Annotated in this window: 12 protein-coding genes and 1 pseudogene; 10 read left to right on the forward strand and 3 right to left on the reverse strand. The window is 65.0% G+C overall.

The annotated features are described in order from the left end of the window. Positions 1-18: 18 nt before the first annotated feature. Complete coding sequence (locus F6X40_RS21060; RefSeq protein WP_187629081.1) at positions 19-1,101, reverse strand: GlxA family transcriptional regulator; 1,083 nt, start codon at positions 1,099-1,101, stop codon at positions 19-21. Between the two features lie 325 nt (positions 1,102-1,426). Here F6X40_RS21060 and F6X40_RS21065 point away from each other — a divergent pair, with 325 nt between their 5' ends. The 6 genes from F6X40_RS21065 to F6X40_RS21090 are packed head-to-tail and all read left to right on the forward strand — an operon-like array spanning position 1,427 to position 8,398. Beyond that, entirely contained in the window at positions 1,427-2,821 is a 1,395-nt protein-coding gene (locus tag F6X40_RS21065; protein ID WP_187629082.1) for an L-serine ammonia-lyase, read from the forward strand. A 39-nt stretch (positions 2,822-2,860) separates the two neighbouring features. Continuing rightward, positions 2,861-4,105 carry a sarcosine oxidase subunit beta family protein gene (locus tag F6X40_RS21070; protein WP_184010042.1) on the forward strand — a complete coding sequence of 415 codons (1,245 nt, stop codon included), beginning with the start codon at positions 2,861-2,863 and terminating at the stop codon, positions 4,103-4,105. 17 nt (positions 4,106-4,122) lie between these two features. Next, the gene (locus F6X40_RS21075; RefSeq protein WP_187629083.1) at positions 4,123-4,458 is read left to right on the forward strand and encodes a sarcosine oxidase subunit delta; all 336 of its coding nucleotides are present in this window, start codon (positions 4,123-4,125) and stop codon (positions 4,456-4,458) included. Continuing rightward, a complete protein-coding gene (locus F6X40_RS21080) occupies positions 4,455-7,457 on the forward strand; it encodes a sarcosine oxidase subunit alpha family protein (protein WP_187629084.1) in 3,003 nt (1,000 codons plus the stop codon). Before F6X40_RS21075 ends, F6X40_RS21080 begins: the two co-directional genes overlap by 4 nt. Next, on the forward strand, positions 7,447-8,103 hold the full coding sequence (locus F6X40_RS21085) for a sarcosine oxidase subunit gamma (protein WP_187629085.1): 657 nt from the start codon (positions 7,447-7,449) through the stop codon (positions 8,101-8,103). The genes F6X40_RS21080 and F6X40_RS21085 overlap by 11 nt, the downstream gene beginning before the upstream one ends. 31 nt (positions 8,104-8,134) lie before the next feature. Next, positions 8,135-8,398, forward strand: a complete 264-nt coding sequence (locus F6X40_RS21090) for a hypothetical protein (protein ID WP_018425089.1) — start codon at positions 8,135-8,137, stop codon at positions 8,396-8,398. A gap of 12 nt (positions 8,399-8,410) precedes the next feature. Here F6X40_RS21090 and ampC read toward each other — a convergent pair whose 3' ends face one another. Continuing rightward, positions 8,411-9,592, reverse strand: coding sequence for a class C beta-lactamase (gene ampC, locus F6X40_RS21095; RefSeq protein ID WP_187629086.1), 1,182 nt, complete (start codon positions 9,590-9,592; stop codon positions 8,411-8,413). Positions 9,593-9,781: 189 nt separating this feature from the next. Between ampC and F6X40_RS21100 the strand changes: the two are divergent. Beyond that, a pseudogene (locus F6X40_RS21100) lies at positions 9,782-9,931 on the forward strand (alcohol dehydrogenase catalytic domain-containing protein); the annotation flags it as partial. A gap of 151 nt (positions 9,932-10,082) precedes the next feature. On the opposite strand, the gene F6X40_RS21105 reads toward F6X40_RS21100, so the two are convergent. Beyond that, positions 10,083-11,078 (reverse strand): GlxA family transcriptional regulator, encoded by a 996-nt coding sequence (locus tag F6X40_RS21105; RefSeq protein WP_187629087.1) that lies wholly within the window; start codon positions 11,076-11,078, stop codon positions 10,083-10,085. A 418-nt stretch (positions 11,079-11,496) separates the two neighbouring features. On the opposite strand from F6X40_RS21105, the gene F6X40_RS21110 reads away from it, so the two are divergent. The 3 genes from F6X40_RS21110 to F6X40_RS21120 are packed head-to-tail and all read left to right on the forward strand — an operon-like array spanning position 11,497 to position 14,346. Then, positions 11,497-12,771, forward strand: coding sequence for a serine hydroxymethyltransferase (locus F6X40_RS21110; RefSeq protein ID WP_187629088.1), 1,275 nt, complete (start codon positions 11,497-11,499; stop codon positions 12,769-12,771). Between the two features lie 18 nt (positions 12,772-12,789). Next, entirely contained in the window at positions 12,790-13,761 is a 972-nt protein-coding gene (locus F6X40_RS21115) for a dipeptidase (RefSeq protein ID WP_187629089.1), read from the forward strand. Between the two features lie 45 nt (positions 13,762-13,806). Then, on the forward strand, positions 13,807-14,346 hold the full coding sequence (locus tag F6X40_RS21120) for a DUF5943 domain-containing protein (protein WP_187629090.1): 540 nt from the start codon (positions 13,807-13,809) through the stop codon (positions 14,344-14,346).

The following is a 14,346-nucleotide window of genomic DNA, read 5'->3' on the forward strand; positions in this document are numbered from 1 at the left end:
CTCGCATGCCGCGCAGATTCAGATCGCCTGCGCGCGGCCCGGAAACGTTTCGTCGTAGCACGCGCCGTCGTCGGCTTGCTGCGCCGTGCCGCGCTGCTCGCGATACATCATCGGCGGCACGCCGAACTGTTTGCGAAATTCCCGTCCCAGGTGCGAGGCGTCCGAAAAGCCGCAGCTCGACGCGATATCGGCGACGGTTTTGTCCGAGCTCGTCAACAACCACGCGGCGGTGCGCAGGCGCACCTGCTTCGCGTAGGCCTGCGGCGCCTTGCCGGTCTGCGCCTTGAACAGCCGTTCGAGCTGACGCGGCGACAGATCGAGCTTGCCCGCCAGTTCGTCGAGCGGCAGCGCGCGGCCCACGTGCTGCTCCATCAGCAGGATCGCGCGCTTGACCTTCGGATGCGAGGCCGGCGCGAGACCGGGGGGATGAGGCTGCGGCGCGTTGCCTTTCTGCAGATCGTCGACGAGCAGGATGCGCAGCGCCTTCTGCACCGTCGCCGTTTCGAAATGACGCAGCAGGATCGCGGCGGCGACGTCGATCGACGCGCGGCCGCCGGAACAGGTGATGCGCCGCCGGTCGATCACGAACAGCCGGTCGGCGACCAGCATCTGTTCGTCGACCGACGGAAAGCGCTCGATGAAATCCCAGTAGTGAAACCAGCTCACGCAGATCCGATGGCCGTCGAGCACGCCCGCGCGCATCAGCGAGAACACGCCGGTGCACATGCCGACCAGCGTCGTGTCGCGGGCGGCGGCGCAGCGGATAAACGCGAGCGTCGCCTCGCTCGCGGCCGGCCCCGAGTGCAGCAGTCCGCCGACCACCACCACGTAGTCGAACTTCCCGGCGGTCTCGAAGGTTTCCCACGGCGTGATCTGGATGCCGCAACTCGCCCGCACCGGAGCCAGGGTTTCCCCGATCACGCTCCACGAACAGCGCACCGGCTTGCTGAAGTCGCCTTCGTCGGCGGACAGGCGCAGCAGGTCGACGAAACCCGAGAATGCGGTCAGCGTGAAGTTCGGCAGCAGGATGATGCCGAAGCGGATGCGCTGCTTCGTGACTGTGTCGAGTGAGGGAGGGGCAAGCGTTTCAGCGGAATTCATGCGCGCGGCGGGTCGGTGAAAAGAACGGCGAAAGAGGAACGGACGTTGACCGAAACGGTGAAGCCGAGGATAGCACCACGGACCTTCAGCATTGCCGGCCGCAATCGGGCCGCCTGTCGCAAATGCGTCCCAAGTCATCGCAAATGCGCCGGGAGACCCGCGTGGCGGCTCACCTGACGACGCCATCCCATTGCGATGCCGTTTTTATTCTATCGATCCGGCCCGGCGTGCGGTGCAATAGACGCACATTCCATCCGGGCGCATGAGTCGAGTCGAAGCGCTTCCGGCCATCGCAACACGCAAGACACAACGCACAAGGCACGCCATGAACGTCAGCGTCTTCGATCTGTTCAAGATCGGCATCGGTCCATCCAGCTCGCACACGGTCGGGCCGATGATCGCCGCATGCCGCTTCGCATCGCACATCGAGGACGCGAATCTGCTCGGCTTCGTGCGGCGCGTCAGAGCCGAGCTGTTCGGCTCGCTCGGCGCGACCGGCAAGGGCCACGGCACCGACAAGGCGGTGCTGCTCGGCCTCGAAGGCAATCTGCCCGACCGGCTCGATCCTGAGCTGATCGAGCCGCGGCTGCTCGCGATCCGCGAGACCCGCCAACTCGTGCTGCTCGGCAAGCATGCGGTCGCGTTCGACGAGCGCGAACATGTCGGCTTGTTGCGCAAGCTGATGCCGGGCGCGCGGGGCTCGGGCGTCGTGCATCCGAACGGCATGCGCTTCCAGGCCTTCGACGAGAACGGTCAACTGCTCGTCGAAAAAGAGTACTTCTCGATCGGCGGCGGCTTCGTCGTCAATCGCGACGGCGACCGCGTGAACGGCCGGCGCGCCAACGCGGAGGTGCCGTATCCGTTTCGCACCGGCGACGATCTGATGCGCGTGTGCCGCGAAAGCGGCCTGTCCATCGCCGAAGTGACGTTGCGCAACGAATGCGCGACCCGGCCCGAGCCCGAAGTGCGCGAGGGCCTGCTGGCGATCTGGCGCACGATGGCCGCGTGTGTCGAGCGCGGTTGCAAGGTCCGCGGCGAGTTGCCCGGCCCGATGCACGTGAAGCGCCGCGCGGCCGAGCTGTGCGAGCGCTTGCGCGCACGCTCGGAGGAATCGCTGCGCGACCCGCTGTCGATGCTCGACTGGGTCAACCTGTACGCGATGGCCGTCAACGAGGAGAACGCCGCGGGCGGCCGGGTCGTCACCGCGCCGACCAATGGCGCGGCCGGCGTGATCCCGGCAGTGCTGCACTACTACGTGAAATTCATGCATGCGGCGAACGACGCCGGCATCGTCGACTTCCTGCTGACCGCCGCGGCGATCGGCATCATCTACAAGGAAACGGCGTCGATCTCCGGCGCCGAGGTGGGCTGCCAGGGCGAAGTGGGCGTGGCCTGCTCGATGGCCGCCGCCGCGCTCGCGGCCGTGATGGGCGGCACGCCCACCCAGGTCGAGAACGCCGCCGAAATCGGCATGGAACACAACCTCGGCATGACCTGCGATCCGGTCGGCGGGCTGGTGCAGATTCCGTGCATCGAGCGCAACGCGATGGGCGCGATCAAGGCGATCAACGCGGCCCGCCTCGCGATGAAGGGCGACGGCAAGCACGTGGTGTCGCTCGACAGTGTGATCCGCACCATGCGCGAAACCGGCGCCGACATGAAGACGAAATACAAGGAGACGTCGCGCGGCGGACTGGCCGTGAACGTCATCGAGTGTTGAACCGCTACACCGCATCTGCAAAACCGCAAAGGAACGACGATGAGCCGCTATTCGATATTCAGCCTGCTACGCAACGGGATGTCGTATCACGAGAACTGGGAGCGGCAATGGCGCAGCCCCGAGCCTAAACGTGAATACGACGTCGTGATCGTGGGCGGCGGCGGGCACGGTCTCGCGACCGCGTACTACCTCGCGAAGGAGCATGGCGTGCGCAATGTCGCGGTGCTCGAGAAGGGCTGGATCGGCGGCGGCAACACCGCGCGCAATACGACGATCGTGCGGTCGAACTACCTGTGGGACGAATCCGCCGCGCTCTACGAGAAGGCGATGAAGCTCTGGGAAGGGCTCGCGCAGGATCTGAACTACAACGTGATGTTCAGCCAGCGCGGCGTGATGAATCTCGCGCATACGCTGCAGGACGTGCGCGACACCGAACGCCGCGTCAACGCGAACCGCCTGAACGGCGTCGACGCCGAATTTCTCACGCCCGCGCAGATCAAGGAACTCGAGCCGACCATCAATCTGAACAGCCGCTACCCGGTGCTCGGCGCATCGATCCAGCGGCGCGGCGGCGTGGCCCGGCACGATGCGGTGGCGTGGGGCTTCGCGCGCGGCGCCGATCAGGCCGGCGTCGATATCGTGCAGAACTGCCAGGTCGTCGGCATTCGCCGCGACGGCAGCCAGGTGACGGGCGTCGACACGACGAAGGGTTTCATCAAGGCGAAGAAGGTCGCGGTGGTCGCGGCCGGCAACACGTCGACGCTCGCCGATATGGCCGGCGTGCGGCTGCCGCTCGAAAGCCATCCGTTGCAGGCGCTGGTGTCGGAGCCGATCAAGCCGGTCGTCAACACGGTCGTGATGTCGAATGCGGTCCACGCGTATATCAGCCAGTCCGACAAGGGCGATCTCGTGATCGGCGCGGGCGTCGATCAGTACACCGGGTTTGGGCAGCGCGGCAGCTTCCAGATCATCGAGGGCACGCTCGAGGCGATCGTCGAGATGTTCCCGGTGTTTTCGCGCGTGCGGATGAACCGGCAGTGGGGCGGCATCGTCGACGTATCGCCGGACGCGTGCCCGATCATCAGCAAGACCGATGTGAAGGGACTGTATTTCAACTGCGGCTGGGGGACGGGCGGCTTCAAGGCGACGCCCGGCTCGGGATGGGTCTATGCGCACACGATCGCGAAGGACGAACCCCATCCGTTGAACGCGCCGTTTTCGCTGGACCGGTTCTATACCGGTCATCTGATCGATGAGCATGGCGCTGCCGCCGTGGCCCACTAGTCGACAAGGAGACACAGATGCTGCTGATCGAATGCCCCTGGTGCGGTCCCCGCGCCGAAACCGAATTCTCGTGCGGCGGCGAGGCGGACATCGCCCGCCCGCTCGACACGGACAAGCTCACCGACAAGGAATGGGGCGACTACCTTTTCATGCGCAAGAACCCGCGCGGCGTGCATCGCGAGCAATGGTTCCACACGCAGGGCTGCCGCCGCTGGTTCAAGGCGCAGCGCGACACCGTCAGCTATGCGTTCCAGGGCTATCAGACGTTCGAGCGTCCGTTGCTGGCGCTGGACAGTACCGATACACAGGCAGCAAACGCACAGGTAAAGGTACAAGAGGGCAAAGCATCATGAGCCAGAAAGACCGACTCCCGACCGGCGGGCGCATCAATCGCGCGATCGCGCTGAGCTTCACGTTCAACGGCGTCGAGTATCAGGGTTATCAAGGCGATACGCTCGCGTCCGCATTGCTCGCGAACGGCATGCATTTCGTCGCGCGCAGCTGGAAATATCATCGGCCGCGCGGCATCGTGACCGCGGGCGTCGAGGAGCCGAACGCGGTCGTGCAACTGGAGACCGGCGCCTACACGGTGCCGAACGCGCGCGCCACCGAAGTGGAGTTGTACCAGGGGCTCGTCGCGAGCAGCGTGAACGCGAAACCGAGCATCGAGAAGGACCGCATGGCGATCAACCAGAAGATCGCGCGCTTCATTCCGGCGGGCTTCTACTACAAGACCTTCATGTGGCCGCGCAAACTCTGGCCGAAGTACGAGGAAGCGATTCGCGACGCGGCCGGCCTCGGCACCGCGCCGCGCCAGCGCGACGCGGACCGCTACGACAAGTGCTTCGCGCATTGCGACGTGCTGGTGGTCGGCGGCGGCCCGGCCGGGCTCGCGGCCGCGCACGCGGCGGCCTTGTCCGGCGCGCGCGTGACGCTCGTCGACGATCAGCCCGAGCTGGGCGGCTCGCTGCTGTCCTGCGGCGCGGAGATCGACGGCAAGCCCGCGCTGCAGTGGGTGCGGAAAATCGAGGACGAATTGCGGCAGTTGCCCGATGTGAAGATCCTGAGCCGCAGCACCGCGTTCGGCTATCAGGACCACAATCTCGTCACGGTCACCCAGCGCCTGACCGATCATCTGCCCGTGTCGCAGCGCAAGGGCACGCGCGAACTGCTGTGGAAGATCCGCGCGAAACGCGTGATTCTCGCGACCGGCGCGCATGAACGGCCGATCGTGTTCGGCAACAACGATCTGCCTGGCGTGATGCTCGCGTCGGCGGTGTCGAGCTATCTGCATCGGTATGCGGTACTGCCGGGTCGCAATGCGATCGTGTTCACGAACAACGACGACGGCTATCAATGCGCGCTCGACCTGAAAGCGGCCGGCGCGCAGGTGAGCGTCATCGATCCGCGCGCGGGCGCATCGAAGGGCACGCTGCCGGCGCTCGCGCGCCGCCATGGCATCAAGGTGCTGAACGGCACGGTGGTCACGGCGGCGCATGGCAAGCTGCGCGTCGCGTCGGTGTCGCTCGCCTCGTATGCGAAAGGGCAGATCACCGCTCAGCAGGGCCAACTGCCGTGCGATCTGCTCGCGATGTCGGGTGGCTGGAGCCCAGTGCTGCATCTGTTCGCGCAGTCGGGCGGCAAGGCCCATTGGCATGACGACAAGGCCTGCTTCGTGCCGGGCAAGGCGGTCCAGCCTGAGACCAGCGTCGGCGCCTGCGCGGGCGCCTTCACGCTCGGCCAGGGCATCCGCTTCGCGCTCGACGCCGGCGTCGAAGCGGCGCGCGCGGCCGGGCACATCGTCGCGCGGCCAAAGCCGGTGCAGGTCGCCGAACTGAGCGAAACGAAGCTGGAACCGCTGTGGCTCGTCGGCGGACGCGAGTTGGCCACGCGCGGGCCCAAGCAGTTCGTCGATTTCCAGAATGACGTCGCGGCGGCCGATATCTTCCTCGCGGCGCGCGAAGGTTTCGAATCCGTCGAACACGTGAAGCGCTACACCGCGATGGGTTTCGGCACCGACCAGGGCAAGCTCGGCAACATCAACGGCATGGCGATTCTCGCCCAGGCGCTCGGTAAGACCATTCCCGAGACCGGCACGACGACGTTCCGGCCGAACTACACGCCGGTCACGTTCGGCACTTTCGCCGGCCGGGAATTGGGCGAATTGCTCGATCCGGTGCGCAAGACGGCGGTGCACGAATGGCACGTGGAACACGGCGCGGCGTTCGAGGACGTCGGCAACTGGAAGCGTCCGTGGTACTACCCGAAGGCGGGCGAGGATCTGCACGCGGCGGTTGCGCGCGAAGCGCTCGCGGTGCGCACGAGCGTCGGCATTCTCGATGCGTCGACGCTGGGCAAGATCGACATTCAGGGCCCCGATTCCGCGAAGCTGCTGAACTGGGTGTACACGAATCCGTGGACCAGGCTCGAAGTCGGCAAGTGCCGCTACGGCCTGATGCTCGACGAAAACGGCATGATCTTCGACGACGGCGTGACCGTGCGCCTCGCCGAGCAGCACTACATGATGACGACCACCACCGGCGGCGCGGCGCGTGTGCTCACGTGGCTCGAACGCTGGCTGCAAACCGAATGGACCGACCTGCGCGTGCGGCTCGCGTCGGTCACCGATCACTGGGCTACTTTTGCGGTAGTCGGCCCGCTGAGCCGCAAGGTGCTGCAAAAGGTCTGCGACGACATTGACTTCGCGAACGCGGCGTTTCCGTTCATGACGTATCGTGAAGGCACCGTCGCGGGCGCGGCGGCGCGCGTGATGCGCATCAGCTTCTCGGGCGAACTCGCGTATGAGGTGAACGTGCCGGCCAACGTCGGACGCGCGGTGTGGGAAGCGTTGATGGCCGCGGGCGCGGAGTTCAACATCACGCCGTACGGCACCGAGACGATGCACGTGCTGCGCGCGGAGAAGGGCTACATCATCGTCGGCCAGGATACGGACGGCTCGATGACGCCGCACGACCTCGGCATGGGCGGGCTCGTCGCGAACTCGAAGGACTTTCTCGGCAAGCGCTCGCTCGCCCGCCCGGACACCGCGAAGGCGGGACGCAAGCAACTGGTCGGGCTGCTCGCGGAGGATGCGTCGTTCGTGATACCCGAGGGCTCGCAGATCGTCGCCGGTCCGTTCCAGGGCGACACCGCGCCGATGCTCGGGCACGTCACGTCGAGCTATTACAGCCCGATTCTGCAACGCTCGATCGCGATGGCGGTCGTCAAGGGCGGTCTCGACAAGATCGGCACGACCGTCACGATTCCGCTCGCAAGCGGCAAACAGATCGCGGCGAAGATCGCGAGTCCGGTGTTCTACGACAGCGAAGGAGCACGTCAACATGTGGAATGAAACAGGCGGGACGGTGTCCATCGTGGACCGCACGCTCGGGCGGCAAAACGGCGCGTGGCAGGAGTCGCCGCTGGTCGGTGTGGATGGGCTGCTGAAACAGCATCAGGCCAACGCGACTGCCGCGTTCCGGCTCGGCGAGCGGCCATTTCTCGAACTCGTGAACGTGCGCGGCGATACGCGCGACGCGGCGTTCATTCGCGCGGTGGAACAGGTGATCGGCTGCAAGCCGCCGGAGAAGCCGAACACCGTCGCGCGCGGCAACGGCTACGACATGCTCTGGCTCGGCCCGGACGAATGGCTCGTGCGTTCGGAGACCGCGCACGATGCGACGCGCACGGCGCCGTTGCAGGCGAAGCTCGGCGCGGCGTTCGCGGGCGTGTTCGCATCGGCGGTCGATGTGGGCAGCGGCTATACGGTGCTCGAAATCAGCGGCACGCGCACGCGCGACGTGCTCGCGCGCGGCTGTCCACTCGATCTGCATCCGAAACTGTTCGGGGTGGGGCAGTGCGCGCAGAGCCATTACTTCAAGGCGTCGATCACGTTGCTGCCCACGGGCGCCGACAGTTTCGACATCGTCGTGCGTCGCAGTTTCGCGGATTACTTCGTCAGGATCATGCTCGACGCCGCCGAGCCGTTGATGTGCTGAGCGTCGCGCAGTTCGCTTTGCTGATTTCGCCATGACGTCGGCACGCGCGGCCACCTCGCTTCTCACGGCACGCGCGTGCGATGAGCGCGATGCCGGCGCCGCGCTCGCGCTGCTCGATCAAAGTATCGCGCTGCGTCATCGGCGCATTGCGCTGATCCGCTATCTGCTCGCGCGGGAACTCGGTGCGCCGCTCGAAGCGCGGCATCATGCGTACGTCGAGAAAATCGCGGCCCGTCTGAGCGCGGATGCGCTCGCGCGGATCGCCGGCGCAGCGCGTGCGCGGCTGCGCCCGTAAGTCCACGCCGTATCAGGGCTTGCCGCCATCCAGCGCCGTGAGGATCTGATGCGCGGCGCTCACGCGCGCTTCGTTCGGGAAATTGCGATTGGCGAGCATCACGATACCGATGCGTTTTTGCGGCACGAACGCGACATACGCACCGAAGCCGTTGGTCGATCCGGTCTTGTTGATCCAGACGTTCTGCTGCGGCGGCAGCGGCGGTTTGATTGCGGTCGACGGCGTGCCGTTGAGGACCATCTCCGGCGAATTGCCGGTCAGCAAGGTCGGCAACGCGACCGGATACGGGTACTGCTCCCAGATCAGATCCTGAGTCAGCACCCCAGCCTGGAAGTAGCCGGTATGGGTATCCGTGATCGCACGCTGGAGCTGGCTGTCGAGCGGAATCAGATTCATGTTTGCCTGCACGAAACGCAGCATGTCGGCGGCGGTCGACTTGACGCCATAGGCTTCGGCGGAAATCACGCCGCCCGTCAGGCGGATCGGCGCACCGTCTTTCGCATAGCCCTGCGCGTAGTCCGGCATTTTCGCCGCGGGCACGTCGATATAGGTGCTCTTCATGCCGAGCGCCGGAAACACGCGTTGCTGCATCAGCACGGTGAAATCCTGCCCCATGGTCTTCGCGGTGATCAGGCCGAGCGTGCCGATGCCGGGATTCGAGTAGGTGCGGAACGTGCCGGGCGCATGAGCGGGCTCCCAGTCGTGGAAGTACCGCAGCAATTGCGCGTCGTTATGGATGTCGTCCGGCACCTGTAGCGGCAGACCGCCAGGCGTGTGCGTGCCGAGGTTCAGCAGGCTGACCTTGCCGAACGGGCGGCCGCGCAGCGTCGGCAGATAGCGTTCCGTGCCGTCCGACAACGACAGCTTGCCGTCGAGCTGCGCATACGACGCGAGCGTCGCCGTGAAGGTCTTGCTGACCGAGCCGAGTTCGAACAGCGTATCGCGTGTGACCGGCTTGCCGGTTTGCGTCGATGCGACGCCATAGTTGTAGACGTAGGGCTTGCCGTCGTCGATCACGCCGACCGCCATGCCGGCGATATGGTACTTCGCCATCAGCGGCCTGATCGCGGCATCGATGGTGGGTTGGAGTTGCGCGGCGGTGGGCTCGGCCGCGTGGCCGATGGGCGAGATCGCGCAGAGCGTGAACAGCGCGAACGTGGCGGTTGTTATCAGTTTGAGCGCTCGGGTCTTCATGGCAAACGGGTCCTCGGTCGGGGGAGTGTGAATCGGTGGATCGGCGATTCGGCTGAGGCAGCACTATCGGCCTTTTGCGAACCGCTGGCAAACGAGGATATGTTGCGCGGGGGTAAAGAAAAAGTTGTAGGCCGCTACGCTGGTGAAACGGCGCGCCGCGCAGCGTGTGCGGCGTGCCGCTCACGAACCAGCACGAATATCTGCGGCTCCGATCAGCATATGGTGCGTGGCCGCACGACTGCCGAGGTCGGCCTGGTACTCGGGCACGAGATTACCGGCGAAGTGATCGAGGTAGGGCGCGACGTCGAGACGCTGCAGGTCGGAGATCTGGTGTCGCTCGACGATGCGCCCGAGGGCTACCGGCAATTCGACGGCGGCGCGCCGAAGAAGTTTGTGATCGACCCGCACGGGTTGTTGAAGGCGGCTTGAGTTTGGTTGGCCGCTAAAGCGCCGCGTGGCCTGCCGGGCACGCGGCGCTTCTGTTCATTGATCAAGCCGCCATCACCGGCGCAGCGGATAGCGAAGGCACCTGCTTGCGACGCTCGCGCGTCGGCGCGGTGCCGAACGTATCGCGATAGCTCTTCGAGAAGTGGCAGGCCGACTGGAAGCCGCAGGCCATCGTGATGTGCATGATCGACATGTCGGTCTGCAACAGCAGCTCGCGCGCGCGCCGCAGGCGCAGTGTCAGATAGTAGTGCGTCGGCGTCATGCCCAGATGTTCGCGGAACAGCCGTTGCAACTGCCGTTGCGACATGCCGGCGAGCCGTGCGAGTTCTTCGCGCGACAGCGGCTCCTCGATGTTGTTCTCCATCAGCGAGATCACTTCGAACAGCGATTTGTTGGCCGAGCCGAGCCGCGCGACGAGCGGCATCTTCTGCTGCGCGCTGGTGTCGCGCACGTGTTCGACGATGAACTGCTCGGCGATCTGCGTGACCCGAGCGGTGCCAACACGCGGCGCGATCAGGTTCAGCATCATGTCGAGCGGCGCGACGCCGCCGGTACAGGTCACGCGATCGCGATCGATCACGAATAGCTCTTTCAGAAAGCGCGTATCGGGAAACTCTTCCTTCAGCGCCGACATGTTTTCCCAATGAATCGCACACGCGTAACCGGCAAGCAGGCCGGCGCGCGCGAGCGCATAGGTGCCCGTGCAAAGACTGCCCAGCACGCAGCCCATGCGCGCGAAACGGCGCAGCGCGGACAGATGCTCGGCGGTGGTGGAGCGCTGCACGTCGATGCCGCCGACCACGAACACGATATCGGGTTGCCCGACGCATTCGACCGGCCCCGTATCGACGGATAACCCGTTGCTCGCCATGACCGGCCCGCCGGCGGGACTCACGATCGACCAGCGGTAAAGCGTCTGGCCCGTCAGATAGTTCGCCATGCGTAGCACTTCGATCGCGTTCGAGAAGGCGATCATCGTGAAGTTGGGTACCGGCATGAATGCGAAATGCGACAACGATGCCGTGCGATCGGTGGACATGGGAACGGTGATTCCTGATGTAAATGTCGCGTCGCCGTGGGGAGGGCGACTATCTGAATTCTGAGTATCAGGGCAACTACCGTGCCATCAGGCTAAACCCCTGGATACTGCGCACAAAGCCTGGAATAGCTAAGCAATCGACTGATGAAACCATCCGCGCGGCACCGGAACAGCGCGGCGACGCCCTTGCAGCGCACCCGATCGGCGCAGGAATACTGCGTTGTAGTGCAGCGCTGAGCGCGCGGATCGCGCCGACTTGTCGAAAAAAGTCGCGCATGGCGGAAAAGGCAAAGAACGCGTCTGAATTCGTAAATAGACGCGCCGGGTGACCGTCAAGAATAGACCCAAGGCAAGGCGGTAGCGCGATCCCGCCGGCAACCCGCAGCAGCCTCCCCGTCAACGTTCTCACGGACCTTCCATGTCGAACCCGAATCCCTTCTTCGAAGACTCGCTAGCGCCGCGCGATCCGGCGGTGCGCGGCGCCATTCTGAAAGAGCTCGAGCGTCAGCAGTCGCAAGTCGAGCTGATCGCGTCGGAAAACATCGTGTCGCGCGCGGTGCTCGACGCGCAGGGCTCAGTGCTGACCAACAAGTACGCGGAAGGGTATCCGGGCAAGCGTTACTACGGCGGTTGCGAATACGTCGACGCGATCGAGACGCTCGCGCTCGATCGTATCAAGCAGCTGTTCGACGCGAAGTTCGCCAACGTGCAGCCGCATTCCGGCGCGCAGGCGAACGGCGCGGTGATGCTCGCGCTCACCAGGCCGGGCGATACGGTGCTCGGCATGTCGCTCGACGCGGGCGGGCATCTGACGCACGGCGCGAAACCCGCGATGTCGGGCAAGTGGTTCAACGCGGTGCAGTACGGCGTGCGGCGCGACACGATGCTGATCGACTACGAGCAGATCGAGGAACTGGCGCAACAGCACAAGCCGACGCTGCTGATCGCCGGCTTCTCCGCCTATCCGCGCGCGCTCGACTTCGGGCGGCTGCGCGCGATCGCCGATGGCGCCGGTGCAAAGCTGATGGTGGACATGGCGCATATCGCCGGCGTGATCGCGGCCGGCCGCCATGACAATCCGGTCCCGCATGCGCACGTGGTCACGTCAACCACCCACAAGACCTTGCGCGGTCCGCGCGGCGGATTCGTGCTGACCAACGACGAGGAGATCGCAAAGAAGATCAACTCTGCCGTGTTCCCCGGCTTGCAGGGCGGCCCGCTGATGCACGTGATCGCCGGCAAGGCGGTCGCATTCGGCGAGGCGCTGCAGCCGGGCTTCAAAACCTATATCGACAGCGTGCTCGCGAACGCGCGGGCATTGGGCGAGGTGCTCACATCGGGCGGCGTCGATCTGGTGACGGGCGGCACCGACAACCATCTGCTGCTGGTCGATCTGCGGCCGAAGGGGCTCAAGGGCAATCAGGTCGAACATGCGCTGGAGCGCGCGGGCATCACCTGCAACAAGAACGGCATTCCGTTCGATACGGAGAAGCCGACCATCACCTCCGGCATCCGCCTCGGCACACCGGCGGCGACGACACGCGGCTTCGGCGTCAGCGAGTTTCGCGAGGTCGGGCGTCTGATCGTCGCGGTGCTCGATGCGCTGCGCGTGTCGCCCGAAGGCGATGCCGCGACCGAACAACGCGTGCGCCGCGAGATTTTCGCGCTGTGCGAGCGCTTTCCCATTTACTGAGTACGCGTGGAGCAAACGATGAGTCAACTGCACGAGAACAGCATCATCATCGACGGGCTGAACATTTCGAAGTTCGAGCGCTCGGTGTTCGAGGACATGCGCAAGGGCGGCGTGACCGCGGTGAACTGCACGGTGTCGGTCTGGGAGAGTTTTCAGAAGACCGTCGACAACATCGCCGAAATGAAGCAGCAAATCCGCCAATACAGCGAGATCCTCACGCTGGTGCGCACCACCGACGACATCTTCCGCGCCAAGCAAGAGAACAGGACCGGCATCATTTTCGGCTTCCAGAACGCGCATGCGTTCGAGGACAACCTCGGCTATATCGAAGCCTTCAAGGATCTCGGCGTCAACGTGGTGCAGCTTTGCTACAACACGCAGAACCTGGTCGGCACCGGCTGCTACGAACGCGACGGCGGTCTGTCCGGCTACGGGCGCGAAGTGATTCAGGAGATGAACCGCGTCGGCATCATGGTCGATCTGTCGCATGTGGGCGGCAAGACGTCGTCGGAGGCGATCGCGGCGTCGAAGAAGCCGGTCTGCTATTCGCATTGCTGCCCGTCCGGGCTCAAGGAGCATCCGCGCAACAAGACCGACGAGCAGTTGAAGGAGATCGCGGACGCGGGCGGCTTCGTCGGCGTGACGATGTTCGCGCCGTTCCTGAGGCGCGGACCGGACGCGACCGTCGAGGACTATATCGAGGCGATCGAGTACGTGGTGAACCTGATCGGCGAGGACCAGGTGGGGATCGGCACGGATTTCACGCAGGGCTACAGCACCGAGTTTTTCGACTGGATCACGCACGACAAGGGCCGTTATCGCCAGTTGACGAACTTCGGCAAGGTCGTGAATCCCGAAGGCATTCGCACGATCGGCGAGTTTCCGAACCTGACCGCCGCGATGGAACGCGCCGGCTGGAGCGAGACGCGCATCCGCAAGATCATGGGCGAAAACTGGCTACGGGTGTTCGGCGAAGTCTGGAAGGTGTGAGCTTTAGCCCTTGTTTTCATAGCGGATACGAAACGGAGTCTCCACATGCAACCCCAACTGCCTATCGACGTCGATCCGCACACCGGCGTCTGGACCACCGACGCGCTGCCGATGCTGTACGTGCCGCGCCACTTCTTCACCAACAACCACGTCGCCGTCGAGGAAGCGCTCGGCCGCGACACGTACGCCGGGATTCTCTACCAGGCCGGTCACAAGTCCGCCTATTTCTGGTGCGAGAAGGAAGCGAAGCAACATGGTCTTGCCGGCATGGCGGTATTCGAGCACTACCTGAACCGTCTGTCGCAGCGCGGCTGGGGCATCTTCAGGATCATCGAAGCCGATCCGGCCAGCTCGCATGCGCGGATCGAGTTGCGGCACTCGTCGTTCGTGCTCGCGCAACCGGGCAAGGCCGGCAAGCTCTGCTACATGTTCGCCGGCTGGTTCGCGGGCGCGATGGACTGGGTCAACGATACCGCGCCCGACGGCGCGCGCAAGGGCCCGCCGTCGCAGTCGAAAGAAGCACGCTGCGCGGCGGAGGGACACGAGCACTGCGTGTTCGAAGTCTCGCCGCTCGCGTCAATCTAA

This window comes from Paraburkholderia sp. UCT31 (assembly GCF_014397655.1).
Classification (GTDB): Bacteria; Pseudomonadota; Gammaproteobacteria; order Burkholderiales; family Burkholderiaceae; genus Paraburkholderia; species Paraburkholderia tuberum.

Excerpts from the sequence above, each read along its gene's own strand:
- F6X40_RS21060 (WP_187629081.1), bottom strand. The coding sequence starts at position 1,101 with ATGAATTCCGCTGAAACGCTTGCCCCTCCCTCACTCGACACAGTCACG.
- F6X40_RS21065 (WP_187629082.1), top strand. The coding sequence starts at position 1,427 with ATGAACGTCAGCGTCTTCGATCTGTTCAAGATCGGCATCGGTCCATCC.
- F6X40_RS21070 (WP_184010042.1), top strand. The coding sequence starts at position 2,861 with ATGAGCCGCTATTCGATATTCAGCCTGCTACGCAACGGGATGTCGTAT.
- F6X40_RS21075 (WP_187629083.1), top strand. The coding sequence starts at position 4,123 with ATGCTGCTGATCGAATGCCCCTGGTGCGGTCCCCGCGCCGAAACCGAA.
- F6X40_RS21080 (WP_187629084.1), top strand. The coding sequence starts at position 4,455 with ATGAGCCAGAAAGACCGACTCCCGACCGGCGGGCGCATCAATCGCGCG.
- F6X40_RS21085 (WP_187629085.1), top strand. The coding sequence starts at position 7,447 with ATGTGGAATGAAACAGGCGGGACGGTGTCCATCGTGGACCGCACGCTC.
- F6X40_RS21090 (WP_018425089.1), top strand. The coding sequence starts at position 8,135 with ATGACGTCGGCACGCGCGGCCACCTCGCTTCTCACGGCACGCGCGTGC.
- ampC (WP_187629086.1), bottom strand. The coding sequence starts at position 9,592 with ATGAAGACCCGAGCGCTCAAACTGATAACAACCGCCACGTTCGCGCTG.
- F6X40_RS21105 (WP_187629087.1), bottom strand. The coding sequence starts at position 11,078 with ATGTCCACCGATCGCACGGCATCGTTGTCGCATTTCGCATTCATGCCG.
- F6X40_RS21110 (WP_187629088.1), top strand. The coding sequence starts at position 11,497 with ATGTCGAACCCGAATCCCTTCTTCGAAGACTCGCTAGCGCCGCGCGAT.
- F6X40_RS21115 (WP_187629089.1), top strand. The coding sequence starts at position 12,790 with ATGAGTCAACTGCACGAGAACAGCATCATCATCGACGGGCTGAACATT.
- F6X40_RS21120 (WP_187629090.1), top strand. The coding sequence starts at position 13,807 with ATGCAACCCCAACTGCCTATCGACGTCGATCCGCACACCGGCGTCTGG.